The organism is Amycolatopsis lurida (assembly GCF_900105055.1).
Taxonomy (GTDB): Bacteria; Actinomycetota; Actinomycetes; order Mycobacteriales; family Pseudonocardiaceae; genus Amycolatopsis; species Amycolatopsis lurida.
In genome coordinates this window covers 6,762,823-6,787,160 of the sequence record NZ_FNTA01000004.1, presented here as the reverse complement: position 1 = coordinate 6,787,160, position 24,338 = coordinate 6,762,823, and the positions used below count along the sequence as shown (strand labels likewise).

Here is a 24,338-nt window from a genome sequence, read left to right as displayed (position 1 = left end):
AGTACGTGAAGGCCCCCTTCACTGCGTCTAGCGCAGTGAAGGGGGCCTTCACGTACTTCTTGGGTGGCGCGGGCGGCACAGCGAACGCGGTGTTGCGAAAGCCACTTTCGCAACGTTGAAGGTTGCGAAAGTGGCTTTCGCAGCACGCTCTTTGCCAACCGTGGCGGTTCCGGAGGCTATGAGGGGGATTCCTCCGAGACTCCCCGGTCACGCCTCCTGGCGCTTGACCAGATACCGCCCGGCCCACCAAGCCACTTCCACCAGCACGATCCCCACTCCGGCGCAGGCGAACGCCGACAGCGTGTACGCGCTCACGCTCGGGTCCAGCGCGAAGAACTTCTGTGTGAACGGGATCAGGAACAACGCGAGCGTCAGCACGACCATCCCGCCGATCAGCAGGATCTTCCACCACCGATACGGCCGCGCGACGATCCCGAGCACCCACAGCGCGATCGTGATGAGCGTGATCAGCGCGGTCGTCCCCGCCTGGATCTTGTCCAGTTCGGACTGTCCGGAACCCTTGTACACCAGCAGGTAACTCACGAACGTCGCGGTGGCGATGACCAGCCCGGCCGGGACGGCCATCCGCATCACCCGCCCGACGAAGCCGGTGCGGGCGCGTTCGTTGTTCGGCGCCAGCGAGAGCACGAAGGCGGGCAGGCCGATCGTGAACCAGGCGGTGATCGTGATGTGCCGCGGCAGGAACGGGAACGGCACCTGCGCGATGCCGACCATCAGCGCCAGCAGTACCGAGTACACCGTCTTGGTGAGGAACAGGTTCGAGACGCGTTCGATGTTGCCGATCACCCGCCGCCCCTCGGCGACGACGTGCGGCAGGGTGGCGAACTTGTCGTCCAGCAGTACGATCTGCGCCACCGCGCGGGTGGCCGGGCTGCCGGCTCCCATGGCGACGCCGATGTCCGCGTCCTTCAGGGCGAGGACGTCGTTCACGCCGTCGCCGGTCATCGCGACGGTATGCCCCTTCGACTGCAGGGCGCCGACCATCGCGCGTTTCTGCAGCGGGGTCACGCGGCCGAAGACGGCACGTTCCTCGACGGTGTCAGCCAGTTTCTCCGCGTCGTCCGGCAGCTTCCGCGCGTCGACGGGCTTGTCGGCTCCCGGCAGGTCGAGGGTGCCCGCGACCGCGCCCACCGAAATGGCGTTGTCACCGGAGATGACCTTGACCGCGACGTCCTGGTGCGCGAAGAAGTCCAGCGTGTCCTTCGCGTCCGGGCGAACCTTCTGCTCCAGCACGACGAGCGCGACCGGTTCGATCTCGCCGGGGCCTTCGGCCGCGTCGACGGCCCGCTCGGCACGGCCCAGCAGCAGGACCCGCAGACCGCGTGAACCGATCTTCTCGGCCTCCGCCCGGTGCTCGCCCTCGGGCAGCAGGACATCGGCCGCGCCGAGCACCCAATCGCCGTCGGGACCGAACGAAGCACCACTCCATTTGCGTGCCGAGGAGAACGGCATGGTCGTGGAGACCCGCCAGCCCGGATCGGTCCGGTGCGCCTCCGCGATCGCCTGGAGGCTCGCGTTCGGGCGCGGATCGGCGGCGGCGAGCGCGGCCAGCACGTCGTCCACCGGATGGCCCGGCGTGATCTCCCGGACCTCGGAAAGCCGCATCGCGTTCTCGGTGAGCGTGCCGGTCTTGTCCGCGCACACCACGTCGACCCTGGCGAGTCCTTCGATCGCCGGGAGCTCCTGCACCAGGCACTGGCGCTTGCCCAGCCGGATGACACCGACCGCCAGCGCGACACTGGTCATCAGCACCAGGCCCTCGGGCACCATCGGCACGAGCGCCGCGACCATGCCGCGCAGCGCGTCCGGCCACGCCTGGTCGCCCGCGAGCTGGTTGTAGATCGTCAGCGCGCCCGCCGGGATGAGCAGGTACGTGATGAACTTGAGGATCTTGTCGATGCCCTGGCGCAATTCCGACTTCACCAGGGTGAACTTGCTGGCCTCCGCGGCCAGCTTCGCCGCGTAGGACTCGTCGCCGATGATGTCCGCGCGATAGGTGCCGCTGCCCGCGACGACGAAGCTGCCGGACAGCACCTTGTCGCCGGGCTGCTTGACCACCGGATCGGATTCACCGGTCAGCAGCGATTCGTCGACCTCCAGCGCGTCGGCCGTCAGCGCCGGGCCGTCGACGACGATCTTGTCGCCCGGCCCCAGCTCGACGAGGTCTCCGAGCACGACGTCTTCCGGCGCGATCTCGCTGCTCCGGCCGTCACGGCGGACCGTCGGCTTCGCCTGCCCGACGATCGCGAGCCGTTCCAGTGTCCGTTTCGCCCGGAGTTCCTGGATGATGCCGACCGCGCTGTTGACGATGATCAGCCCGCCGAACAACCCGTCGATGAAGTACCCCGTCGACAGGATGAGCACGAACAGCACGCCGTAGATCGCGTTGATCCGGGTGAAGACGTTCGCGCGGATGATTTCGCCGGTCGTCCGGCTGGTCTTCGTCGAGACCGTGTTGGTCTGGCCCGCGGCCACCCGCTGGGCGACCTCTTCGCTGGTGAGCCCCCTCGAGGCGTCGGTCAGCAGGGCCGGCTGATCTATTGCCATGCCCGCGACTCTATTCCGCCCGGCTCCCGCCCGCGTCAGCCTCGGGGACGATGTCGCCCCTTACTTCAGCATCTTTCGTGTTCGGGGTTGGTGCCACCGTCGGTCGTGTCGACGCGCCACGATCCGCTCTCCAGCCGCAACGGCAGCACCAGCCGCCAGCGGATGCACCCCTCCGGCAGGTACAGCGGCGCGTCTTCGACATCCTGCGTACTGGTGAAGGCGACGAGCACCCGGAGCATGGTCGGCGTGCTCGGCTCGATGCGGTAAACGAGGATGCTGCCGTCCCGAGTGGACTGATAGTCCTTCCTCCACTCCGCCGCGGTCTTGGTCTTCGCCCGCTCGCGGGTGACCACCGATGTCCACTTCGGATAGTCGCGGTCGTTGATGGAGTCGAAATATCCCTGCAGCACCTGCCGGACGCTTTGGTACTGCGGATGCGCGAAGACGTCCGGAGTCACCTCGACGACGGGCGAACCGGGCTGCTGCTCCGGGGCGACGGACGTCGGCGACTCGCTCACGACCGGCTCGCTGGGCTCGGCCTCCGGGCGCGTGTAGAGATCACGTGCCAGCAACCCCACGGCGACGGTCATGGAGATCACGACCACGAGAACGGGGATCAGCCACCGCTGGCGAGAGAGGGGGCGAGGCTGGGCGGTCACCCTGAAAGGTTAGCCGCCCGCCTCTTCCGTCAACACCGGCGTCTACCCGACCTGGTGCAGCCAGGTGACCGGGGCGCCGTCACCGGCGTGCCGGTACGGTTCGAGCGCTTCGTCCCAGTTGGCGGCGAGGAGCTCGTCGAGCTTGTGCGCCAGCGATTCGCCGGTGCGGACCTTGCTCACCAAGGCACGCAACTGGTCCTCGCCCACGACGATGTCGCCGTTGGCACTGGTCCTGCCGTGCCACAGGCCGAGGCCCGGCGCGAAACAGAACCTCTCTCCGTCGACCCCCGCACTGGGCTCTTCGGTGACTTCGAACCGGATCATCGGCCACGCCTTGAGCGCGGACGCCAGCTTGCCGCCGGTGCCCGAAGGCGCACGCCAACCACATTCGGCGCGGAGCTGTCCTGGACTGGCGGGCTGCGCCGTCCACTTCAACTCGACTCGGGCACCCAGGGTGCCCGAAATGGCCCACTCGACGTGCGGACACACCGCAGACGGCGACGAGTGGACGTACACCACGCCACGGGTGTTGCCACGGGTGCTCACTGCTGACCTCCGCTACTCGACGAGGGGCGTCTTCCCCTACGACCTCGCGAGCTGCGCTGGTCAGGTGGCTCGTGCCGCCTCCCGGTACGCGTGAGCACATTGTGCACCCCAACTGTGCTGTTTGGCCACATGAACACCACAAGTCGCACCTGATTGGGACGCACGACTCGCGTGATGGCCCCCTTCCCTCGGCTCAGCCGAGGGAAGGGGGCCATCACGAGGGTTAACCCTGGGCGCCGAGGGACTTCGCCGCGGCGAAGGTGTCCACCAGGCCGGTGCCCTTGTCGAAGCTCGACGTGTACGGCCCGGCCGCCACGTACGGCGCGCCATCGGCGAACTTGTACGCCGTGCCCTTGATCGCGGCTTCGATGTCGCCCGGGCTCGCGTTCGGCGCGACCTGGAACAGCTGCGCGACGATCCCGGTGATCTGCGGCGCCGCCATCGAGGTGCCGCTGATCACGTTGTAGGTGCCGAGGTCCAGGAGGCCCGGGCCGTTCTTGGGCTGGAGGCCCTGCGTGCAGATCGGCTGCGTCGGACGGCACGCCGAGAGGATGTTCTCCCCCGGCGCGGAAACGTCGGGCCAGCTCGCCTGGTCGGTCTTGAGACCGCGCGAGGAGAAGTCGGACATCGTGCCGTCGCGGGTGCCGGTGCCCTGGTCGTTGAACGACGCCGCCGACAGCACGCCCGGCGTCTGGTCCTGTCCCGGCGGGTTGGAGAGGTTCGCCGAACCGTCGCCGCCGTCGTTCCCGTTCGCCCACACCGTGACGACGCCTTCCGCGGCGAGGGCGCGCTGCAGTTTCACCGTCGCCGAATTCGGGTCGAAGGTGCCGCCACCGCTCGGGCCGTAGGAGTTGTTGGTCACCTTGATCGGCGGGCACACCGACGCCGCGACACCCGCGCCACAGGGCGCCTTGTGGTTCTCCAGCACCCAGTTCAGCGCCGCGTCCGTGCCGAGCACGAGCAGCGCGGCCCCGGTCGAGACGGAAACGATCTTCGAGCCCGGCGCCGAGCCACCGACCTTGGTGCCGTCGGTCAGCGTCAGCCGGTTCCCGGCGGCGATCCCGGTGACGTGCGTGCCGTGGCCGCCCAGCGCGAGCGTGTCGGTGTCGACGGAGGTCGGGACGTCGACGACGCAGTTCGTGGCGGGGCCGTTCAGGCAGAGGCTCTTGAGGTTGCGTACCACCCGTGTCTTGCCGTCGGCGCCTTTGAAGGCCGGATGCGTCGGGTCGACGCCGGTGTCGATGATCGCGACCGAGACGCCCGTGCCGTCCACGGGAGCGCCACCGGCGTCCTTGAGCTGTGTCTGGGTCTGCAGGCTTCGCGTCGCCGTGGTGCCGGCGCTGCCGTGCGCCCTGAGCTTCTCGTTGCCTTCGACGTAGGTGACCCCGGCGGCCCCTCGGACCGCGCGCACCTGGTCCGCCGTGCCCCGGACGGCGACGACGCCGATCTTCCCGAACGAGGTGATCTTCTCGAGCCCGGCCGCGCGGGCGGCGCGTTCGGCGGTGGCGATGTCGCCGGCGTGCACGAGCGCGGTCACCCCCGTGGCGCCGGTGGCTGCCGAGAGCAGCCGGGAGAGTCCGGGGGCGACGGGTGCGAGCGGTCCCGCGGCCTGCGCGGGGACCATCCCCGCGGCCGGGACGGCTAGCAGGGCGACGACTAGTGCTGCACGTCGACGCCAGTGGCGAAATGCGGCCATGGTGATTCTCCTGGTGACAGAGGGCAGGAAACTGTCACCTACCAACGAGTACCACCCGGACGGGTGACGGCGTGCACGCGCATTACCACTTTTCGGAGCAACATCACCTCGCTACCTGCGACGTGTCTCTCCGTTGCTCCAGATGGAGGCGCTAGTTTGTGCACCGAGACCGACGAGAGGGGGGAGGGGTTCGGTGCGACTCGTTCGCCTCGCTCAGCAGCCGTCCCGGGTGGCCGAGGACGTCCGCGCCGCGCTGGCTTCGCTCGGCCGGGGCAGCAACATCGTCGGCGGGGTCGCCCTGATCGGTGCCAGCCCGGTCGACGGCAGGCCCGTCGAAGCCGTCTTGGTCATGCCGAAGGGTGTCCTCATCGTCATCGGCGTCGACCTGCCGGATCCGGCGCTGAAACTCGAAGCCCCGCTCGGCGGGCCGTGGAAGGCCGACGGCTGGCCGCTGGTCCACGGTGACACCTCGATCAACCCGGCCACGGACGCGCTCTCGCTGTCCGCCGCGTGCACCCACAAGATCGCGGACGTCGCCCCCGGCGCCGGGCCGATCGGCACGATCATCGCCGTCGGGCCGTACGTGGAGACGGTCGACCAGCCCGCCGCGGATCTCGCCGGCTCGGTCCGCGTCCTCTACCCCACGGCGACGACGATGCTCGCCGCGACGGTCTCCCTGGCCGTCGCACCGCACCCCCGCTCGGTCCAGCAGGCGCGGGAGCTGATCGCCGCGCTCGCTCCGGACGCGCCGCCGATGCCGGAAGAGGTGTTGCTCGGGGAAGGGTTCAGTGCCTACTCCGACGACGAACCGACGGTGATCCGCGAGAACCCGCTCGTCGCGATCGCGCCGACGGTCCCGGCGCACCATCCGGGGAAGGGGCCCGCGAAATCGGCAGCCCCTCCCCCGCCGCCCGTCAAGCCTGTTCAGCAGGCTGTCGCCGTGAAGCCGGTTCCCCCGGCCCAGCCGACCCCGCCACCGGAAGCCGCTCCCGCCGAGCCGGACCCGAAGAAGCCGCACCAGTCCAAGACGGTGAAATGGCTCCCGGTCGCCGCGATCGGCCTGCTCATCTTGCTGCTGGTCGCGGCCATCAGCGTCGCTTCCAGCGGCGACGACACCGCGTCCACCCAGGCTCCCCCGCCGCCGCCACCGAGCAGCAGCGCGGTGGAGAGCACCCAATTCACGTCGCGGGCGTCCGCCGCGGATCAGAAATGCGCGTCGCACGCGTACGGCGACGTCCAGTCGAGCCTTCAGCAGACGAGTTGCTCCGCGGTGAAACGGGCCAGCTTCGCCGGCTCCATCGACGGCCGGGCCGCCGCGGCGACGATCGCCGTCGTGGAATTCCCGAACACCCAGCAGGCGACCGCGTTCAAGGCCACCGCCGACACCCCCGGTGGGGGCGGCATCCTCGACCTCGCCACCGAGACCAGCCAGTGGCAGGGCGAAGCCCCGGTGTTCGAGGGCGCCGCCTACCAGAGCAGCCTGGACGGGAAGTCGGTCCGGCTGGTCCAGGTCGTGTGGGTGCCGGGACCGTCCACTCCGGACGACCCCGGCCTCGTTCGCGGCGCGAAGGCCGCGCTCGAACTGCCCGTGAACGGTTAGAGCCCGTACGCCTCCAGAAGGCGCAACCACACCTCGCTGATCGTCGGGAACGACGGGACCGCGTGCCACAGCCTCGACAGCGGGACCTCGCCGACGATCGCGATCGTCGCCGCGTGCAGCAGTTCCGCCACGTCCTGCCCGACGAAGGTCGCGCCGAGAAGGACACCGCGTTCGCTGTCGACGACGATCCGCGCCTTGCCCGCGTACCCGTCCGCGTGCAGTGACGAACCGGCCACCGCTATGTCGATGTCGACGACGCGGTGCGGCTTGCCCTCTTCCGGCCCGGCGAGCCCGACCGAAGCGACCTCCGGGTCGGTGAACACCACTTGCGGGATGGCATGGTGATCGGCCGTGGCGCTGTGCGCGCTCCACGCGGCGGAGTCGACGGGTTTGCCCGCGGCCTGCGCGGCCACCGCGTCGCCCGCGGCCCTGGCCGCGTATTTGCCCTGATGTGTCAGGGGCGCCCGGCCGGTGACGTCGCCGACGGCGAACAGCCAGCCACCGTCCACAGCGGACACCCGGCCGTTGTCGTCCGTCGTGAGCGGCGCGCCCGCTTCGAGCCCCAGTGTCTCGACGCCGAGTCCGTCGGTCGCCGGGCGGCGGCCGGTGGCGACGAGCAATTCGTCGACGACCAACCGCTCACCACCTTTCAAGGCCAATTCCTTACCACCGTCCACAGCGGACACGGAGTCGAGGCCGGAGCCGGTGTGCACGGTGACCCCGGCTTCCCGGAGACCCGCGATGACGGCGTCTCCCGCGAACTCCGGCAGCCGAGGCAACGGACGTTCGCCCGAGATGATCAGGTGGACTTCGGCGCCGAGCGTGGCGAAGGCCTGCGCCATTTCGACACCGACGACACCGCCGCCCAGTACGCCGAGGCGGCCAGGAACCTTCTCCGCCGAGGTCGCCTCACGCGACCCCCACGGGGAAACGGTGTCCAGGCCGGGGATCGGCGGTGTCCGCGGGACGCTGCCCGTGGCGACGATCACGGCGTGCCGCGCGGTCAGCACGTCACCACCGTCGACCGTGATCTCCCGCTCACCGGTGATCCGCCCGTGGCCGCGGATCGGGACGATCCCGACGCCTTCCGCCCACTCGACCTGTCCGGTGTCGTCTCCCTTGCCGGTGAACCAGTCCCGGCGCGCGAACACCTCGGCCGGGTCGACCGCGTCGCCCACCGGGACGCCGGGGACCCGTTTGGCGGCGGCGAGGAGGTTCCCCGGCCGCAGCAGTGCCTTGCTCGGAATGCAGGCCCAGTAAGAACATTCGCCGCCGAAGCGTTCGTGTTCGACGAGCGCGACCCGGAGGCCGCCCCGCGCTGCCCGTTCGGCGGCGACCTCGCCGACCGGGCCGCCTCCGATCACGATCACGTCAAAATCCTGTGCTGACATGCATTCAGCGCACACCACCGCGCAGCTTCGCGCAACCTGCCGCTATCCTCGTGTCGCTGCGTGAGTCATAGCCGCGGGTCAGGTTTCGCCGTGCCGGTTACGCAGTAGAACGATCGAGCGCGGGAGGTTTTTCATGGCCAGGAACACTGCTGTGCATTTGCTGGATGATCTGACCGGCGAGGCGGCCGAAGAAACGGTCGCTTTCGGTTTGGACGGAATCGCTTACGACATCGACCTTTCGGCCGACAACGCCACCGCACTCCGGGACATCCTGCGTGCCTATGTGGAGAACGGCCGCCGGATCGGCGGACGCAAACTGCGGCCGCGGGTCGTGCAGCGGCCCAAGGGCGCGCGCGTGGCCAAGTCGACCCCGAAGACCGCGGCCACCGCCGCGAAGGCCGAGTCGAAGACGGCCGCGAAGCCGGGCCGCAAGCCCGCCGCGAAGGGGGTCGCCGGCCGTAAGCCCGCTGCCGCCAAGGCCGCTCCCAAGACCGCCGCCGCGAAGACCACCGCCGCCAAAGCGGAGGCCAAGGCTCCGGCCAAGACCACGGCGAAAGCCACTGCCGCCAAGGCGAAGTCGGCCCGCAGCACAGCGGCGAAGGCGACCTCGGCCAAGGCTCCGGCCGGTCGCGCGAAGACCGCGGCCGCGACCAAGACCACGGCCAAGGCGACGCCGAAGGCCGCGGCCAAGACGACAGCCGCGAAGGCGGCTCCGAAGGCAGCTGCCGCGAAGACGACGGCCGCCAAGGCCGCTCCGAAGGCCGCTGCCAAGGCTCCGGCGAAGAAGACCGCCGAGCCGAAGAAGACCACGCGCGCCGCCCGCAAGGTGCCCGCCGTCACTTTCTCGGCCACGGAGAAATAGTCTCAATAAACACAAACGGGCCCTCTTCGCACAATTGTGGGAAGAGGGCCCGATTGCGTTGGGTCTCGTGAGTGGTAATGACGGTTAGAACCGTCATTACCACTCACGAGCCTTTTCTCTGAGCGCCCTTGGCATGCCATTCCTGGTAGTGGTACCGCGTGTGCTGGAGTGAGCGGTGCCGCTCCAGCTCCTCGGCCGAGGGCTTCCGGGTGGTGAGTTCACCCAGTTGCGCGGCCGCCGCCACGCGGACCGCGGCAGTGACTTCGGCGACACCTTTGCGCAGGCCATGCTCGGCCAGCGACGCGACAGGGCTGCGATGCGAGTCGAGCGGCCGAGGATCCGAGGGTGCCGAAGTGAGGTATCGGCCGACCCGTTCGGCCGCGGTTGAAACGAGCAGCGTGGAATGCGCGAGCAAGCCCGTTCTCGTCCGGAACACCGCGAAACCGCACAGCTTCGCGTCACCGACGAACAGACCACGATCACCGAGCCGCGACGGCAGCCCGAGTTCGGCCACCGTCGCGGTCATCAGTTCCCCGAGTGCTTCCAGGGGTCTGACGGACTTCTCCGACAAACCGAGCCCCGGCAGGACGAGCGTGATGTTGAGATTGCCGGGATCGTGGAACACGGTGCCGCCGCCGCTGGCCCGGCGCAGCACCGGGACGCCGTCAGCCGCGCAGACGTCGGCCTTGACCTCGCGTTCGATCTTCTGCCCCCGCCCCACGACCACACAGTCGGTGTTGCGCCAGATCCACAGGATCGGCGCCTCCGGTGCGGCGCGCAGGAGGGCTTCGTCGAACGCGAGGTTGTCGGCCGGGTCGTCGAACGAGGCGACGACTTCCGAGGGACCGATCACAGTGCTTTGAGTTCCTCCACGATCTCGCCCACCGACGATTTGGCGTCGCCGAAGAGCATGCTGGTCTTCGCATCGTAGAAGAGCTCGTTGTCGATACCGGCGAAGCCCGAGCTCATCCCGCGTTTGAGCACGATCACCGACCGGCTGTGGTTCACCTTGAGGATCGGCATCCCGTAGATGGGCGAGCCCGGATCGGTCTCGGCGGCCGGGTTCGTGACGTCGTTCGCGCCGATCACCAGCGCGACGTCGGTCTGGGCGAACTCGGAGTTGATCTCGTCCATCTCTTTGAGCTGCTCGTACGGGACGTCGGCCTCGGCGAGGAGCACGTTCATGTGCCCCGGCATCCGGCCCGCCACCGGGTGGATGGCGTACGCGACGGTGATCCCCTTGGCCTCCAGCAGTTTCGCCATCTCGCGGACCACGTGCTGCGCCTGCGCGACGGCCATGCCGTAACCGGGCACGACCACGACCTTGTTGGCGTACGCCATCTGGATCGCGGTGTCGGACGCGCTGGTGCTGCGAACCGGCCGGACCTCGCCGGATCCGCCGCTCGCGACCGCCGAGCCGCCGCCGAACCCGCCCGCGACGATGGCCGGGATCGACCGGTTCATCGCCTTCGCCATCAGGTTCGTCAGGATCGAACCCGAAGCGCCGACGATCATGCCCGCCACGATCAGCGCGGTGTTGTCGAGCGCGAGCCCCATGGCCGCGGCCGACAATCCGGTGAGCGCGTTCAGCAACGAGATGACGACCGGCATGTCCGCGCCGCCGATCGGCAGCACGACCACGACGCCGAGCACGCCCGCCGCGACCAGCAGTCCGATCATCAGCAGCTCGGCGTCACCGCCGACGGCGATGACGACCGCGAACACGATCGCGGCGATCAGGACCAGGGCGTTCACCGGCTGCTGCAGTTTGCCCAGGGTGATCGGGCGGCCGGAGATGAGTTCCTGCAGTTTCCCGAACGCGATGTTCGATCCCCAGAAGGACACCGAACCGACGATCGCGGCGAACAACGACGCGATCGCGACATACGCGGGCTCGTGCGCATAGCCCTCGGTGGTGCGGAACTCGACCCACGCGATGAGCGCGACCGCTCCGCCGCCGACGCCGTTGAACAGCGCCACCATCTGCGGCATCGCGGTCATCTTGACCTTGCGCGCGGACGGCACGCCGACGACGACACCGATCGCGACACCGAGCGCGATCAGCAGCCAGTTGCTCATCCCCGGCGTCAGCAGCGTCGCGATCACCGCGATGCCCATGCCGACCGCGGCGATCCAGTTGCCGCGCACCGCGGTGCGCGGACCGGTCAGGCCCATGAGGCCGTAGATGAACAGCGCGAAGGAAATGATGTAGAGGACGGCGATGAAGGTCGTCACTTGTCACCACCGTCTTCCGGCTTCTTCGCCTTGAACATCGAGAGCATCCGGTCGGTGACGAGGAAGCCGCCGACCACGTTGATCGTGCCGAAGGCGATCGCGATCACCAGCAGGATCTTGTTCAGTACGCCGTCGACCCCGAGGCCGAGCACGATCAGCCCGCCGAGCAGGACGATGCCGTGGATCGCGTTGGTGCCCGACATGAGCGGGGTGTGCAACGTGTTGGGCACCTTGGAGATGACCGTGAAACCCACGAATCCGGCGAGTACGAGGATCGCCAAACTGCCTACGAGCATCACTCGCCTCCTTCTTCTTTTCCGGCCACGCAGGCCCCGGCGACGATCTCGTCGGAGAAATCGAGCGCGAGCTTGCCTTCTTTGTCGACGAGCAGTTCGAGCAACTCGGTGACGTTGCGCGCGTAGAGCTCGCTGGAATGCGCGGGCATCTCCGCGGCGAGGTTGAGCGGCGCGCAGATCGTGACGTCGTGCTCGACGACCACCTCGCCCGGTTTCGTCAGCTCGCAGTTGCCGCCGGTCTCTCCGGCGAGGTCGACCACGACACCGCCGGCGGGCATCCCCTTCACCGCGTCGGCGGTGACGAGGACCGGTGCCCGGCGGCCAGGCACGAGCGCGGTGGTGATCACGACGTCGAACCTCGTGATCGCCTCGGTGAGCCTGCGTTGCTGCTCGGCCTTTTCCTCGTCGGTCAGCTCGCGGGCGTACCCGCCTTCACCGACCGCCTCGATACCGAGGTCGAGGAATTTCGCGCCGAGCGACTTCACCTGCTCGCCGACCTCCGGCCGGACGTCGTACCCGGTGGTCTGCGCGCCGAGCCGTTTCGCCGTCGCCAAGGCCTGCAACCCGGCGACGCCGGCGCCGAGCACGAGCACCTTCGCCGGTGGGACGGTCCCGGCGGCGGTGGTGAGCATCGGGAAGAACCGGGTGAGTTTCTCCGCGGCCAGCAAGACCGCGCGATAACCCGCGACGCTGCTCTGCGACGACAACGCGTCCATCGCCTGCGCGCGGGAGATCCGCGGGATCGCCTCGACGGCGAAGGCGCGCACACCCGCCGATTCGAGCGCCGCTATCCCCTCGGGATCACCCCTCGGATTCAGGAAGCCGATGAGAACGGTGCCCTGTTTGAGCTTCGCGACTTCGGCCGCGCTCGGAGGCGCCACCTTCACCACGATGTCGGCATCCCACGGATCGCCGATCACCGCTCCCGCCTGCTCGAAGGTCTCGTCGGCGAGCAGCGCGCCGGCGCCCGCACCGGGCTCGACCACCACCCGCAGTCCGCGTCCGGAAACGCGCTCGATGAGTTTCGGTACCAGCGCGATACGGCGTTCGCCTTGCCCGGTTTCCCGGACCACACCGACCGTGAGCTGCTCGTTCTCTGCCGCCACAGGCGACCTCCTCGCTGGAGAGGACCACACGAACCCGCACTTCTTACCACGCCCGGCCGACAACTTTCCTGGCTGAACGTATCCGGACGGCATCTTTCCGTGACATCGCTCATCACGATCGATCCAGCCATCGATCCAGGTGTGCGACGTCATAAGGGGGCTGAAGGGGACTTTCACCGCATCAGATGTGACGAAAGCGTCCTTCGCCGCGTGTCACGTGGCGAAGGACGCTTTCAGCCCGCCTTGTACGGCAGCGCTTTCCGCATCATGGAACGCTGCGCCAGTTCGGCACGCCCAGGAAGATCAGCCGCAGCCGCCGTTCGGCCGTGCGCCCGATCTCGTCGTCACGCGAAGGCGCTTCGAGCAGCTCCAGCACCGTCGTGAGCATGGTCGTCACGATCAGGTCGGCGAGCAGATGGAGATCTTCGGTGCTCCATTCGCGGAGATTGTCGAAGCGCGCGAGGTCGACGGCGAGTTCGCTGACGAAGAGCTTGAGTTCGAACGCGATCGCCTGCCGGACCGGTCCCGTGCCGCCGTACCGCTCCCTGGTCAGGAAATGGAAATGGTCCTCGTGCGCCCGCACGTGCTCGCGGAGGATGCGCACGGACGTCCTGATCATGTCGTTGTACGCGGCCGGTTTGGTACGTGCCGACCGGATCATCGTGCGCAGCGTGCGCATCGACTCCTCGACGAGCGCCACACCCAGTTCGTCCATGGACGCGAAATGGCGGTAGAACGCCGTCGGCACGATCCCGGCCTGCTTCGCCACCTCGCGCAGACTGAGCCCGGAGAACCCTCGTTCCGCCACCAGGTCCAGGGCCGCGTCCAGCAGCGCCTGCCGTGTGCGCTGTTTGCGCTCCTGCCGGGAAACGGGCTCCGTTGTCACGACGGACAGCGTAATCGCCTCCGCGGTATCACCCACGTCACATCACCCTCCTCTCGCGTTGACAAGCGCGAGTATCGCCACTTCACTATTCAGTGTACAAGCGTTCACTGAATTTGGGAGAAGTGATGACGGCACTGGTACCGCGCAGGGCCAGGCGACTGGCTTCGCTGGCCGAGGCCCTGCTCACGCCCCATGGCATGGACCGCTATCTCGAACTCGTCGATCCGATGCTGGTCCGCCGCGAGATCCGCGGCCTGGTCACCGGCGTCCGGCGGCAGACACCCGACACGGTCACGCTGACCATCCGGCCGAGCCGCGCCTGGCGGGGACACGTCGCGGGCCAGTACGTGCGGGTGACCGTCGAGATCGACGGCGTCCGCCGGACCCGCTGCTACTCACCCGCCGGTTCGGAGCACGACGGATCACTGGAACTGACCATCAAGGCCGACCCGCAGGGCCTCGTCTCGCGGCACCTGAACCGCACGGTCACCATCGGCTCGGTCCTCGGATTGTCCACTCCGGACGGTGAATTCACCCTCCCCTCGCCGAGGCCCCGGCGGATCCTCTTGCTGAGCGGCGGAAGCGGGATCACGCCCGTCCTGTCGATGCTGCGCACGCTGGCGGACGAGAAGTACGAGGGCGATCTCGCCTTCCTGCACTACTCCAACGGCGCCGAAGACGCGCTCTACCGCGCCGAACTCGCCGACCTCGCGCGCCGCCTGCCCGGCCTGCGGGTGGTACACGCGTTCACTCACGCCAAAACCGGCGGCGACCTCCACGGATTCTTCTCGAAGGAGCACCTCGCCGAGGCCGCGCCGTGGTACCCCGACGCCGAAACCTTCCTGTGCGGTCCGAAGCCCTTGATGGATTCGGTCCGCGAAGCCTTCGAGGCCGACGGTCTCGGCGCACATCTGCACACCGAGGAGTTCACGCCGCCGGCGCTCACCTTCGACACCGAAAACGCCGAAGGGCAGGTGCGGTTCGCGCGCAGCGGCCGCGAATTCGCCAACTCCGGGAAACCGTTGCTGGAGCAGGCCGAAGAGGCGGGGCTCAGCCCGGAACACGGCTGCCGGATGGGCATCTGCTTCTCCTGCACCCAGATCAAGACCTCCGGCTGTGTGCGCAACGCCAAGACCGGCGAGACCTCCAGCGAAGAGAACGAAGAGATCCAGCTCTGCATCTCCGTCCCGGTCGGGGACGTCGAGATCAACGCTTAGAAAGGAGCCCGGGATGACCGGCTTGCAGGACAAGCTCACCCCCGCCCAGGTCGAGGAGTTCGGCCGCGAACTGGACGAGATCCGGCAGCGGATCGTCGCCGATCTCGGCCAGGCCGACGTCGACTACATCCACAACGTCATCAAGACCCAGCGCGCGCTCGAGGTCGCCGGCCGCGGGCTGCTGTTCGCCGGGTTCTTCCCGCCGGCGTGGGTCGCCGGGGTGACCGCGCTCTCGGTGGCGAAGATCCTCGACAACATGGAGATCGGCCACAACGTCATGCACGGCCAGTACGACTGGACGCGCGACCCGGCACTGAGCTCGCAGAAGTTCGAATGGGACACCGTCGCGCCGTCGGAGAACTGGCGCCACTCCCACAACTACATCCACCACACGTACACCAACATCCTCGACAAGGACCGCGACATCGGTTACGGCGTCCTGCGCATGGACACCGCGCAGAAATGGCACCCGTACTACCTGGGCAACCCGGTGTACGCGACGCTGCTCGCGCTGTTCTTCCAGTGGGGAGTCATGCTGCACGACCTCGAGTTCGACCGCGTCGTCAAGGGCGAGCGCAAGTGGTCGGACAACAAGGAGGTCGGCCTGAAGATGCTCAAGAAGGCCGGTCGCCAGGTCGGCAAGGACTACGTGCTGTTCCCGCTGCTGACCGGTCCGCTCGCGCCGCTGACCTTCCTCGGCAACGCCACCGCGAACCTGACCCGCAACCTGTGGGCGTTCTCGATCATCTTCTGCGGGCACTTCCCCGCCGACGTCGAGAGCTTCACCGAGGAGGAGACCGAGAACGAGTCGCGGGGCCAGTGGTACCTGCGGCAGATCCTCGGCTCGGCGAACATCACCGGCGGCAAGCTCTTCCACATCATGACCGGGAACCTCTCGCACCAGATCGAGCACCATCTGTTCCCGGACATCCCGGCGCGCCGCTACCCGGAGATCGCGGGCGAGGTGCGGGCGATCTGCGAGAAGTACGGCCTGCCGTACAACACCGGCCCCCTGCACAAGCAGCTGTTCTCGGTGGCCAAGAAGATCGTGAAACTGGCCCTTCCGTGGAACGGCGAGCCCCGCACACCGGCTACCGTGGAGAGCGACAAGACCCTCCGAGCGGCTTAAGGTGTCTGACATGGTCGGTCAGTTCGAAAGCACCAAGGACGTGGTCCAAGAGGTCACCGAGTCCGCGGCCACGCATATCGGCAACATCGCGACGATCATCACCGGCGCGATCCGGGACATCGCCCGCGAAACCGGCGACTGGCTGACGGACGTCATCGAGATGCGCGAGGCGTCCCAGCGGGCGCAGGCGGACGAGAGCCGCGACGAAGACTAGGGAAACCTGGATGGGCACGAGGCTGGTGGCCGCGGCACGCTGAAGCCGTGATCACCCGCCTCGCTCTGCCTCGACGCGTCCTCGGCGCACAGCTGAGCCGCGCGTACCGGGCCGAGCTGGCCTGGGTGATCATCGGCGCGCCGCTGACCCTGGCGTCCGTGGTGCTCGTCGTCGTCGGACTGTTGCTCGGCGCCGGCCTGAGCCTGCTCACGATCGGGCTGCCGGTGCTGATCGGCGTCCTGGCGGGTGCGCGACTGATCGGCGTCGCCCACATCGGCCTGGCGCGTGTCCTTCTCGGGACGACGGTCACCCCGCCTGCCCGGCGCGAACCACGGCCAGGGCTCTGGAACGGCGTCAAAGGGCGGCTCGGGGATCCGCTCGGCTGGCGGTCGATCGCCTATCTGCTGATCCGGCTGCCCCTGTCGTTGATCGAGTTCTTCCTGGTCGCCAGCCTGTTCGTGTACGCCGTGAGCACGCTGACCTATCCGCTGTTCTGGTTCACCCTGAACGGCGAGGCCATGCCGACGTTCGACCTCCGCGTCGACACCTGGCCCCTCACCCTTCCGCTCGCCCTCACCGGGCTGGCCGTGCTCCTGTCGATGCCGTGGCTGGTCCACGGCCTCGCCGAATTCGACCGCCTGCTGGTGCGCGGGGTCCTGGGCGCCGAGGACCTCTCCAAACGCGTCCGCGACCTCGAACGCAGCCGCGCGACCGCGGTCGACGACGCGACGCGGCGGCTGCGCCGGATCGAGCGCGACCTGCACGACGGCGCGCAGGCCCAGCTGGTCGCGCTGGCGATGAAGCTCGGCATCGCGAAGGACGAGCTCGCCGGCGGCGGTGACCTCGAGCAGGTCACCGCCCTGGTCACGGCCGCGCACGCCAACGCGAAACAGGCTCTGGTCGAACTGCGCGACCTCGCCCGCGGTATCCATCCCGCCGCGCTCGACGCGGGCCTCGACGTCGCTCTGTCCACTTTGGCCGCGGGCTCGGGCATCGACGCGCGGATCACCGTGGACCTGCCGGACCGGCCTTCGCCGTCGATCGAGACCATCGCCTACTTCACCGTGGCCGAGCTGCTGACGAATGCCGCCAAACACACTTCCTCCGCGATCGAGGTCGACGTGGGTATCGTCGGCGAAGACCTGCGGCTCGTGGTGCGCGACGGTGGCGAAGGCGGGGCCCGGCCGGTACGCGGCGGAGGGCTCGCCGGGATCGCCGAGCGGCTCGCGACGGTGGACGGCGGGCTCGACATCGACAGCCCTCCGGGAGGGCCTACGGTGATCAGCGCGGAAATACCGATACGGAAATAGGGGGCGGCGTGCGCGTCGTGATCGCGGAGGATTCGGCCATCCTCCGGGCGGGGCTCGTCGAACTGCTGAACCTTCGGGGGCACGAGGTCGTCGCGGCCGTCGCCGACGGGGACAGCCTGTGCGCGGCGGTGCGCGAACACCGCCCCGATGTGTCCATTGTGGATATCAGGATGCCGCCGACGCACACCGACGAAGGGCTGCGCGCGTCCATCGCGCTGCGCGCGGAACTGCCGGGATGCGCGATCCTGCTGTTCTCGCAGTACGTCGAGACCCAGTACGCGACGGAACTCCTGGCGGATCGCGCGGGCGGTGTCGGATATCTGCTGAAGGACCGGGTCGCGGAGGTGTCGGACTTCCTCGACGCCCTCCAGCGGGTGGCCGACGGCGAGACCGTGCTCGACCCGGAGGTGGTCAGCCAGCTGTTCACCGCCACGCGGAAGACGGACGCGCTCGCCGGACTGACCCCGCGGGAGCGTGAGGTGCTGGGACTGATGGCCGAAGGACGGTCGAACTCGGCCATCGCGGCGGCGCTGTTCCTTTCGGCGGGCTCGGTGGAAAAGTACGTGTCGAGCATCTTCGGCAAGCTGGCGCTGCCCCAGTCCGAAGGGGACAACCGGCGGGTTCTCGCCGTGCTGCGGTATCTGGAGTCTTGAGAAGAGGGCTGAAGGGGCCCTTCCCCGCGTCTCATGCGGTGAAGGACGCTTTCGCTGCATCGCATGCGGGGAAAGTCCCCTTCGGCCCGCACTATCGCGGCTCCACCGGGACCCCGTCCACCTCCGGCAGGCACAACTGCACCCACGCGACGTCCCGCCACGCTCCGTGTTTGTACCCGATCCGCCGGTAGGTCCCCACCGGCTCGAAGCCCAGCGCGCGATGCAGGCCGGCGCTCGCGTCGTTCGGCAGCACCATTCCCGCGCAGAAGTTCCGGAAGCCGCGCGACGCCAGCTTGTCCAGCAGCGCCTGATAGAGCGCGCGCCCGCCACCGGTCCGCCGTCGGCCGAGCTCCAGATAGATACTGACCTCGCACGACCAGCGATAGGAAGGCCGCCCACTGAAGGGGCCTCCGTAGGCGTAGCCGGCGACACGGCCTTCGTCGTCTTCGAGGACAAGCCATGCGTGCGATCGCTGCGCCTTGGCGATGCGCTCGGCCATCTCATCCGGCTTGGGCGGCTCGGTCTCGAACGAGATCACCGTGTCGGTGACATACGGCGCGTAGATCTCCGCGCACGCCGTCGCGTCGGCTTCCGTCGCTTCCCTGATCACCATGGTTACCATAGTAGCCGAGGTTGCCACTATAGTGAGCAGCATGTCGGATCCCTTGTCCGCGTCGCTCGCCGCGACGCTCCAGTCCGCGAGGCTCGACCAGAACCTCTCGGCCAACGCCCTCGCCGAGTCCTCGGGCGTGTCCAGGGCGATGATCGGCAAGATCGAACGAGGCGAGGCGCAGCCGACGGCGGTCCTGCTCAGCAGGCTTTCCGCCGCGCTCGGGATGACGTTGTCCGAGCTGATCGCGCGCGCCGAACACGGCGACCGGCGGCTCGTGCGCGCCGCCGAGCAGCCGACCTGGACCGACCCCGACACCGGGTACGTGCGGCGCGCGGTCTCGCCCACACTCGGCGGGCCGCTGGAACTGGTCGAGGTCGTGCTGCCCGCGGGCGCCGAGGTCGCCTTCCCCGCGCACACCTACGCGCTGACCCATCACCAGATCTGGGTGCTCGACGGGCACCTGCGCTTCCGCGAGGGCGACGTCGAGCACGAACTCGACGCCGGTGACTGCCTCCAGCTCGGCACCCCCAAGCCGTGCGCCTACGTCAACCCGACCGGCGAGCCGGTCCGATATCTGGTCGCCCTCGCCCGGCGGAACGCCTGATAATCGGCTGGTGAATCGGCGGGCACTCGCGTACGTCGCGGCGAAAGCACGCGGCGGGCATGCGGCCGGGCTGCCGGTGACCCTGCACTTCCATCCGGACAGGTCCACAGTGGACGGCCGCCCGCTGCTGGCGGCGATGGCCGAAGACGGGTTCTACCGCAACCAGTTCGAAACCGGGACGAGCAACGGAGGGCTCACCGCGCGTCCCGGCGGAGACCGCTGGCATTGGGAGAGCCGGATGTTCGGCGGCGCCTACGACGACGCTCCCGCCGCCGAACGGCCCAAGTACGGCGCCTTGAACTTCCGCCGCCGCGCGGTCGGCGGCGCGCCGAGATTCGGCTCCGCCCATTTCCGGATGGCCGCGCACACGGTCGCGCGGACGACGTTCTGCTACCCGGACAGCGTGCTGAACCCGGCGGATTTCGGCTGCGGCACCAGGGTTTCCGCACTGATCGAGCTGGCGACCCGAGACGACACCGACCTTCTCGACGACTACATCGAGGCACACGTGCACGGGCCGATCGATCTCACGAAGGACGTCGAAGCCCTCGTTCTCGACCCGAGCCACCGTGGCACCGACGTGGAGAAGGCCGCGTCGAGACTCGGCTGCCCGGTCGAATGGCATCCCGGTTTCCGCCTGTCCACCGAAGAACTCGCCCGCCATCCTGCGTACCGCGGTCCCGAATTCGTCGAACTCGGCCTGGCACTGGCCGAAGACGGCTACCTCGACCCGCGAGTCCTCGGCGAAGCTCGCGACGTCGACCAGCAGGCCCTCAAACGCGTCTGGCACTACGTCGCCCGCTTCGGGGCACTACCGTGAAGAGCATGTATTCCACGGAGATCGAGGTGCGCACCGGCAGCGTGGCCGTGGTGCACGACCTGACCAAGGACGCCGAGGCCTTCCTGCGCGACGCGGACGCCGAGGACGGGATCCTGCACGTCTTCGTCCCGCACGCGACGTCCGGGCTGGCGATCCTCGAAACCGGCGCCGGCAGCGACGAAGACCTGCTCACCGCAATCGACGAACTGCTCCCCCGCGACGGCCGCTGGCGGCACCAGCACGGCAGTCCCGGTCACGGCCGTGACCACGTCCTGCCCGCGCTGCTGCCGCCGTTCGCGACGATCCCGGTGCTCGGCGGGGTGATGACGCTGGGCACCTGGCAGTCGGTCTGCCTAGTGGACACCAACCTGGACAACCCGGTCCGGCGTGTCCGCTTCAGCCTTCTGGAAGGTTGAGCGGCCCGGCCACAGCGCGAGCACCAGCCCCGCCGCGAGCAGTCCGGCGAGCACCCACGCCCCGGTCGCGACGTCCGGCGCGCCGGGCACGCCCTGCAGCAGGCTCCGGAGCCCTTCCGCGACGAAGCGGAACGGCGTCCAGGACCACAGCACCGCGCGGTACGCCGGGTTCAGCAGCTCCGGCACCTGACCCGCGACGGCGGGCGCGACCAGGTACAGCGGGCCGAGGATCGCCATCGCCCGTACGCCGAGCAGCCGCAGCAACCCGGTCTGCAGCGCGGCGAACCCGGTCGAGGCCAGGAAAAGGAAGCCGAGGACGTCCCAGCCGAGCGGGAGCGCGGAGTCCCACAGCTTCAGGAATCCGGCCAGCACACCGGTGACCAGCACGCCCGCCGAAACGATCTGCGTGAACCGCGCGGCGGCTCCCGCGTTCCGGCCGATCCGCCGTCCGGCGAGGATCAGCACGGCGCCCGCGGCCAGGCAGCCGACCCATGCCAGCGCGCTCAGCGCGAGCGGCGCCACCCGGCCCGCCGCACTCGCGGGATGCAGCGTTTCGACCTTCGGTGTCCCGCCCATCGCCAGCGCGGCACCGGTCAGTGCCTGTTGCGCGATCTGCGTTCCGGACGGGTTCACCGCGCCGGAGACCACGACCGTCGACGGCAATTCGAGAACGCCGTAGACCTCCTTGTCCTCCAACAGTTTCCGGCCCTCCTCGGGTGAGGTCACCCGCCACGAGACCTGGTCTCCGCCATGGGACGCGATCCCCTTCGCGGCCGCCTCGAACGGGCCTGGGGGTGCGGCGACGGCGATGGGCAGCCCGTCGGGTGCGACGGTGGCCTGCGCGCCGAAGGTGAGAAAGCCGAGCACGACGGCGACCAGTGCACCGGCCACCGCGGCAAGTAAAGCGAAGGCCCCGGCGGGGCGACGGTTCGACATGACCGTCCTCCATTTATTCGTCATCCGTTGAATTAACTGCCAAGGTAAGCTCCTTGCCCGCAGAAGTCAACAGACGTTGAATTAGCTCACCGGTACCGTCGATCACGTGACTACTCCGCACCGGCTCGTGCTGTGGGACATCGACCAGACCCTCGTGGACCTGCGCGGCGTCGGCGCCGCCTGGTACACGACCGCGCTCGCCGAGGTCGCCGGCATCGAGCTCAGGGCGATGCCGAATTTCGGCGGCCGCACCGAACGCGCCATCAGCGCGGACATCCTGACCTCGCACGGCGTCGAGCCCACCGAGGAGAACGTGCGCAAGCTCTGGCTCGCGCTGATCGCGGTCTCCGAAAGCCACGCTCCGACGTTGGCTTCGAGCGGCCGGGCGCTCCCGGGCGCGAAGAACGCGCTGAACGCCTTCGCGTCGCATGGCGGCATCGTCCAGACACTGGTCACCGGGAATCTGCCGGAGATCTCCGTGCACAAGCTGACCGCGTTCGACCTGCACGAGCACGTGGACTTCGAGATAGGCGGCTACGGCTCGCTCTCGGCGCACCGCCCCGATCTGGTGCCCGCCGCCGTCGGCCACGCTTCGGCGAAACACGGCACCGAGTTCGCGCCGGCGTCGGTCGTCGTCATCGGCGACACCCCGGACGACGTGCGGGCCGCGCTCGACAACGGCGCCGTCGCGGTGGCCGTCGCGACCGGGCAGTTCAGCGCGGAGGAACTGGCCGACGCGGGCGCGCACACCGTGCTCGGAGACCTGTCCGACCTGGCCGCGGTGCGTGCGGCCGTGCTCGGGGACGTTAACTAAGCTCGCTTTCATGGCATACCCAGGCGGCAACGGCTGGCCGGAGCAGCAACCGCAACAGCCCTACCAGCAGCAACCCCCGCAGCAGGGCTACCCACCCCAATACGCCCAGCAGCCGTACCAGGGTTACCAGCAGTTCCCGCAGCAGCCGTACCAGGGTTTCGCGCCGGAGCCGCCGAAGAAGGGCAACAAGGGGCTGTGGATCGGCCTCGGCGCGCTGGTCCTGGTGATCGCCGTGGGCGCCACGCTGTTCTTCGTCCTGCGTGACGGCGAAGAGCCGCAGCCCCAGGCTGGGCCGCCTTCCTCCGCGCCGGTGCCGCCGCCGTCTTCGGCGTCGAAGCCGCCTTCCTCGAGCAGTGGTGCCCCGAAGGACAACAAAGTCCCCTCGACGACGCCCGGCTGGCAGGGGATCCTGTCAGTGAAGGACAAAACCGCCTACGACCTGCCCCCGTCGGGCTGGGAGACCTCGCCGGGCTATGTCACCGGGAACACCGAGCGCGACATGAAGATGGTGATCCACGAAGCGATGAGGTACAGGCTCGGCGCTTGCCCCGACATCAGCGGTTCGCACCGCGGGCTGGTCGGCTTCGCCACCGCGGACCAGATCCCCGTCGAGAACGCCGCCAGAGGCGCCGTCCGGCTCTGGATCCAGTCCGCCACCGGCAAGGCCGACGTGCCGCTGCCCGAACTCAAGCAGATCACCATCGCCGGCGGCACGATCCCAGCGCTCAGCTCCACCGCCTCGTTCACCCCGAGCGAAGGGGAAGGTTGCCGGGCTCCGAGCGTGAAGGTCACTTCAGCGGCCTTCAAGGTCGGTGAACAGACCATCTGCTTCGTGATGGTCCTCGACCAGGGCACCCCGGACGCCCTGCCCGAAGCGGACGCGCAAATGATCCTCGCGAGTTTGAGGCCGCAGCAATGACCGGCCCCGGTGGGCGGAGCGACGAACCTCGGCCGTGGTTCGTCGATCCGCTCACCGGGCAGCCACTCGAAACCGAAGCCGAGCGGACGAGGCCTCTTCCGGTCGTCCGGGACGCCGTCCCGCCGCGCCGTCGCCTCCGCCTCAGGCCGACGCTGGGTGTCCTCGGGCTGGCCGCCGTCATCGTCGTCGGCACGACGGCCACCTACCAGGCCAAGACCGCGGCTCCACCGCCGTCCGCCCATGACCTCGTCCTGCCCGATCCGGCACCCGCCACGCGGATCCGGCCCGTGATCGCGGGCTGGCAACCGGTGGTGTCCGACGATCACCCGTTCGTCTACGACGTCCCGCCCGACTGGAAACTCGAAGCGCCCGACGTCGCCATCGGCTACGAGACCCCGGCCGGGGACCTCGTCACCCTGCAAGGGGTCGCGCGGTTCCGCCGCGCGTTCTGCCCCAGCACCGATCTCTCGGCCCGCGCGACGGCGGGATTCACCACCATCGACGAGGGCGAAGTCGGCGATCTCGGCCAGGCCGCCGAGGAAACGACGCTGCGCTGGGCCGAAGCGGCGTACGGGCGTTCCCCGAAAACGGAGGTCGGCGAAACCGGGCCGGTGCCGGTCCTCGACGGCGGGACGACCGCCACCGCCGTGACCACCACCGTCGTCCCCGCCCCTGGCGGACCGTGCCCCGCCCCGTCGGTCGCGATCACCGCGATCGCCCTCCCGCTGAGCGCGCTGCCCGGGTCAGGCCGCTACCACGTCCTCCTGATACTGGCGGACCAGGAGATCCCCGGCGCGATAGCCAGCGGTGTCGTCCTCAAGATGGGTGAGAGCATCCGTCGCGAGTAG

25 protein-coding genes are annotated in these 24,338 nt (G+C 68.9%); 13 read left to right on the top strand and 12 right to left on the bottom strand.

All coding sequences use genetic code 11. From position 1 onward, the window contains the following. Positions 1–207: 207 nt before the first annotated feature. From BLW75_RS37220 to BLW75_RS37205, 4 genes are all read right to left on the bottom strand, one after another. On the bottom strand, positions 208–2,568 hold the full coding sequence (locus BLW75_RS37220; RefSeq protein WP_198935722.1) for a cation-translocating P-type ATPase: 2,361 nt from the start codon (positions 2,566–2,568) through the stop codon (positions 208–210). Between the two features lie 65 nt (positions 2,569–2,633). Then, positions 2,634–3,227, bottom strand: coding sequence for a hypothetical protein (locus BLW75_RS37215; protein ID WP_034311113.1), 594 nt, complete (start codon positions 3,225–3,227; stop codon positions 2,634–2,636). Between the two features lie 42 nt (positions 3,228–3,269). Continuing rightward, complete coding sequence (locus tag BLW75_RS37210) at positions 3,270–3,773, bottom strand: DUF3145 domain-containing protein (RefSeq protein WP_091599164.1); 504 nt, start codon at positions 3,771–3,773, stop codon at positions 3,270–3,272. A 223-nt stretch (positions 3,774–3,996) separates the two neighbouring features. Then, a complete protein-coding gene (locus BLW75_RS37205) occupies positions 3,997–5,469 on the bottom strand; it encodes a S8 family peptidase (RefSeq protein ID WP_034311111.1) in 1,473 nt (490 codons plus the stop codon). 193 nt (positions 5,470–5,662) lie between these two features. Here BLW75_RS37205 and BLW75_RS37200 point away from each other — a divergent pair, with 193 nt between their 5' ends. Then, positions 5,663–7,069 carry an RNA-binding protein gene (locus tag BLW75_RS37200; RefSeq protein WP_034311109.1) on the top strand — a complete coding sequence of 469 codons (1,407 nt, stop codon included), beginning with the start codon at positions 5,663–5,665 and terminating at the stop codon, positions 7,067–7,069. On the opposite strand, the gene BLW75_RS37195 is transcribed toward BLW75_RS37200, so the two are convergent. Beyond that, entirely contained in the window at positions 7,066–8,439 is a 1,374-nt protein-coding gene (locus BLW75_RS37195) for a dihydrolipoyl dehydrogenase family protein (RefSeq protein WP_034311108.1), read from the bottom strand. The genes BLW75_RS37200 and BLW75_RS37195 overlap by 4 nt on opposite strands. Before the next feature lie 154 nt (positions 8,440–8,593). Between BLW75_RS37195 and BLW75_RS37190 the strand changes: the two genes are divergently transcribed. Further along, a complete protein-coding gene (locus tag BLW75_RS37190) occupies positions 8,594–9,322 on the top strand; it encodes an Lsr2 dimerization domain-containing protein (RefSeq protein ID WP_091599161.1) in 729 nt (242 codons plus the stop codon). Positions 9,323–9,425: 103 nt separating this feature from the next. Here BLW75_RS37190 and BLW75_RS37185 read toward each other — a convergent pair whose 3' ends face one another. The 5 genes from BLW75_RS37185 to BLW75_RS37165 all read right to left on the bottom strand — a co-directional run bounded on the left by BLW75_RS37185 (position 9,426) and on the right by BLW75_RS37165 (position 13,881). After that, positions 9,426–10,175, bottom strand: a complete 750-nt coding sequence (locus BLW75_RS37185; RefSeq protein WP_034311103.1) for a lipoate--protein ligase family protein — start codon at positions 10,173–10,175, stop codon at positions 9,426–9,428. Further along, the gene (locus BLW75_RS37180) at positions 10,172–11,557 is read right to left on the bottom strand and encodes an NAD(P)(+) transhydrogenase (Re/Si-specific) subunit beta (protein WP_034311101.1); all 1,386 of its coding nucleotides are present in this window, start codon (positions 11,555–11,557) and stop codon (positions 10,172–10,174) included. The genes BLW75_RS37185 and BLW75_RS37180 overlap by 4 nt, the downstream gene beginning before the upstream one ends. Beyond that, positions 11,554–11,853, bottom strand: a complete 300-nt coding sequence (locus tag BLW75_RS37175) for an NAD(P) transhydrogenase subunit alpha part 2 (protein ID WP_007032801.1) — start codon at positions 11,851–11,853, stop codon at positions 11,554–11,556. Before BLW75_RS37175 ends, BLW75_RS37180 begins: the two co-directional genes overlap by 4 nt. After that, positions 11,853–12,959 carry a Re/Si-specific NAD(P)(+) transhydrogenase subunit alpha gene (locus tag BLW75_RS37170; RefSeq protein WP_034311097.1) on the bottom strand — a complete coding sequence of 369 codons (1,107 nt, stop codon included), beginning with the start codon at positions 12,957–12,959 and terminating at the stop codon, positions 11,853–11,855. Before BLW75_RS37170 ends, BLW75_RS37175 begins: the two co-directional genes overlap by 1 nt. Positions 12,960–13,224: 265 nt before the next feature. Continuing rightward, positions 13,225–13,881 (bottom strand): TetR family transcriptional regulator, encoded by a 657-nt coding sequence (locus BLW75_RS37165; protein WP_034311095.1) that lies wholly within the window; start codon positions 13,879–13,881, stop codon positions 13,225–13,227. Between the two features lie 89 nt (positions 13,882–13,970). Here BLW75_RS37165 and BLW75_RS37160 point away from each other — a divergent pair, with 89 nt between their 5' ends. Genes BLW75_RS37160 through BLW75_RS37140 form a run of 5 tightly spaced genes read left to right on the top strand, consistent with a single transcriptional unit; the run spans position 13,971 to position 18,368 of the window. After that, positions 13,971–15,062 carry a ferredoxin reductase gene (locus BLW75_RS37160; protein ID WP_034311093.1) on the top strand — a complete coding sequence of 364 codons (1,092 nt, stop codon included), beginning with the start codon at positions 13,971–13,973 and terminating at the stop codon, positions 15,060–15,062. A 13-nt stretch (positions 15,063–15,075) separates the two neighbouring features. After that, positions 15,076–16,191, top strand: coding sequence for a fatty acid desaturase family protein (locus tag BLW75_RS37155; protein ID WP_034311090.1), 1,116 nt, complete (start codon positions 15,076–15,078; stop codon positions 16,189–16,191). Positions 16,192–16,201: 10 nt separating this feature from the next. Then, a complete protein-coding gene (locus BLW75_RS37150) occupies positions 16,202–16,405 on the top strand; it encodes a hypothetical protein (RefSeq protein ID WP_034311216.1) in 204 nt (67 codons plus the stop codon). A gap of 47 nt (positions 16,406–16,452) precedes the next feature. Beyond that, positions 16,453–17,715, top strand: a complete 1,263-nt coding sequence (locus BLW75_RS37145; RefSeq protein ID WP_034311088.1) for a sensor histidine kinase — start codon at positions 16,453–16,455, stop codon at positions 17,713–17,715. Between the two features lie 8 nt (positions 17,716–17,723). Beyond that, complete coding sequence (locus BLW75_RS37140; RefSeq protein WP_034311085.1) at positions 17,724–18,368, top strand: response regulator transcription factor; 645 nt, start codon at positions 17,724–17,726, stop codon at positions 18,366–18,368. Between the two features lie 91 nt (positions 18,369–18,459). On the opposite strand, the gene BLW75_RS37135 is transcribed toward BLW75_RS37140, so the two are convergent. Beyond that, a complete protein-coding gene (locus tag BLW75_RS37135; RefSeq protein ID WP_034311083.1) occupies positions 18,460–18,990 on the bottom strand; it encodes a GNAT family N-acetyltransferase in 531 nt (176 codons plus the stop codon). 31 nt (positions 18,991–19,021) lie between these two features. Here BLW75_RS37135 and BLW75_RS37130 point away from each other — a divergent pair, with 31 nt between their 5' ends. The 3 genes from BLW75_RS37130 to BLW75_RS37120 are packed head-to-tail and all read left to right on the top strand — an operon-like array spanning position 19,022 to position 20,821. Further along, positions 19,022–19,585 carry a helix-turn-helix domain-containing protein gene (locus BLW75_RS37130; protein ID WP_034311080.1) on the top strand — a complete coding sequence of 188 codons (564 nt, stop codon included), beginning with the start codon at positions 19,022–19,024 and terminating at the stop codon, positions 19,583–19,585. Between the two features lie 10 nt (positions 19,586–19,595). After that, positions 19,596–20,405 (top strand): DUF3626 domain-containing protein, encoded by an 810-nt coding sequence (locus BLW75_RS37125; RefSeq protein ID WP_241783547.1) that lies wholly within the window; start codon positions 19,596–19,598, stop codon positions 20,403–20,405. A gap of 5 nt (positions 20,406–20,410) precedes the next feature. Then, a complete protein-coding gene (locus BLW75_RS37120; RefSeq protein ID WP_034311078.1) occupies positions 20,411–20,821 on the top strand; it encodes a secondary thiamine-phosphate synthase enzyme YjbQ in 411 nt (136 codons plus the stop codon). On the opposite strand, the gene BLW75_RS37115 is transcribed toward BLW75_RS37120, so the two are convergent. Beyond that, the gene (locus BLW75_RS37115) at positions 20,759–21,757 is read right to left on the bottom strand and encodes a YhgE/Pip domain-containing protein (protein WP_034311075.1); all 999 of its coding nucleotides are present in this window, start codon (positions 21,755–21,757) and stop codon (positions 20,759–20,761) included. The two genes, BLW75_RS37120 and BLW75_RS37115, sit on opposite strands and share 63 nt — an antisense overlap. 127 nt (positions 21,758–21,884) lie before the next feature. On the opposite strand from BLW75_RS37115, the gene BLW75_RS37110 reads away from it, so the two are divergent. From BLW75_RS37110 to BLW75_RS37100, 3 genes are read left to right on the top strand one after another with little or no spacing between them, the layout of a single operon-like run. Then, positions 21,885–22,571, top strand: a complete 687-nt coding sequence (locus tag BLW75_RS37110) for an HAD hydrolase-like protein (protein WP_091599159.1) — start codon at positions 21,885–21,887, stop codon at positions 22,569–22,571. Positions 22,572–22,581: 10 nt separating this feature from the next. Further along, complete coding sequence (locus BLW75_RS37105; RefSeq protein WP_034311071.1) at positions 22,582–23,490, top strand: DUF8017 domain-containing protein; 909 nt, start codon at positions 22,582–22,584, stop codon at positions 23,488–23,490. Beyond that, a complete protein-coding gene (locus tag BLW75_RS37100; protein WP_034311068.1) occupies positions 23,487–24,338 on the top strand; it encodes a DUF8017 domain-containing protein in 852 nt (283 codons plus the stop codon). The genes BLW75_RS37105 and BLW75_RS37100 overlap by 4 nt, the downstream gene beginning before the upstream one ends.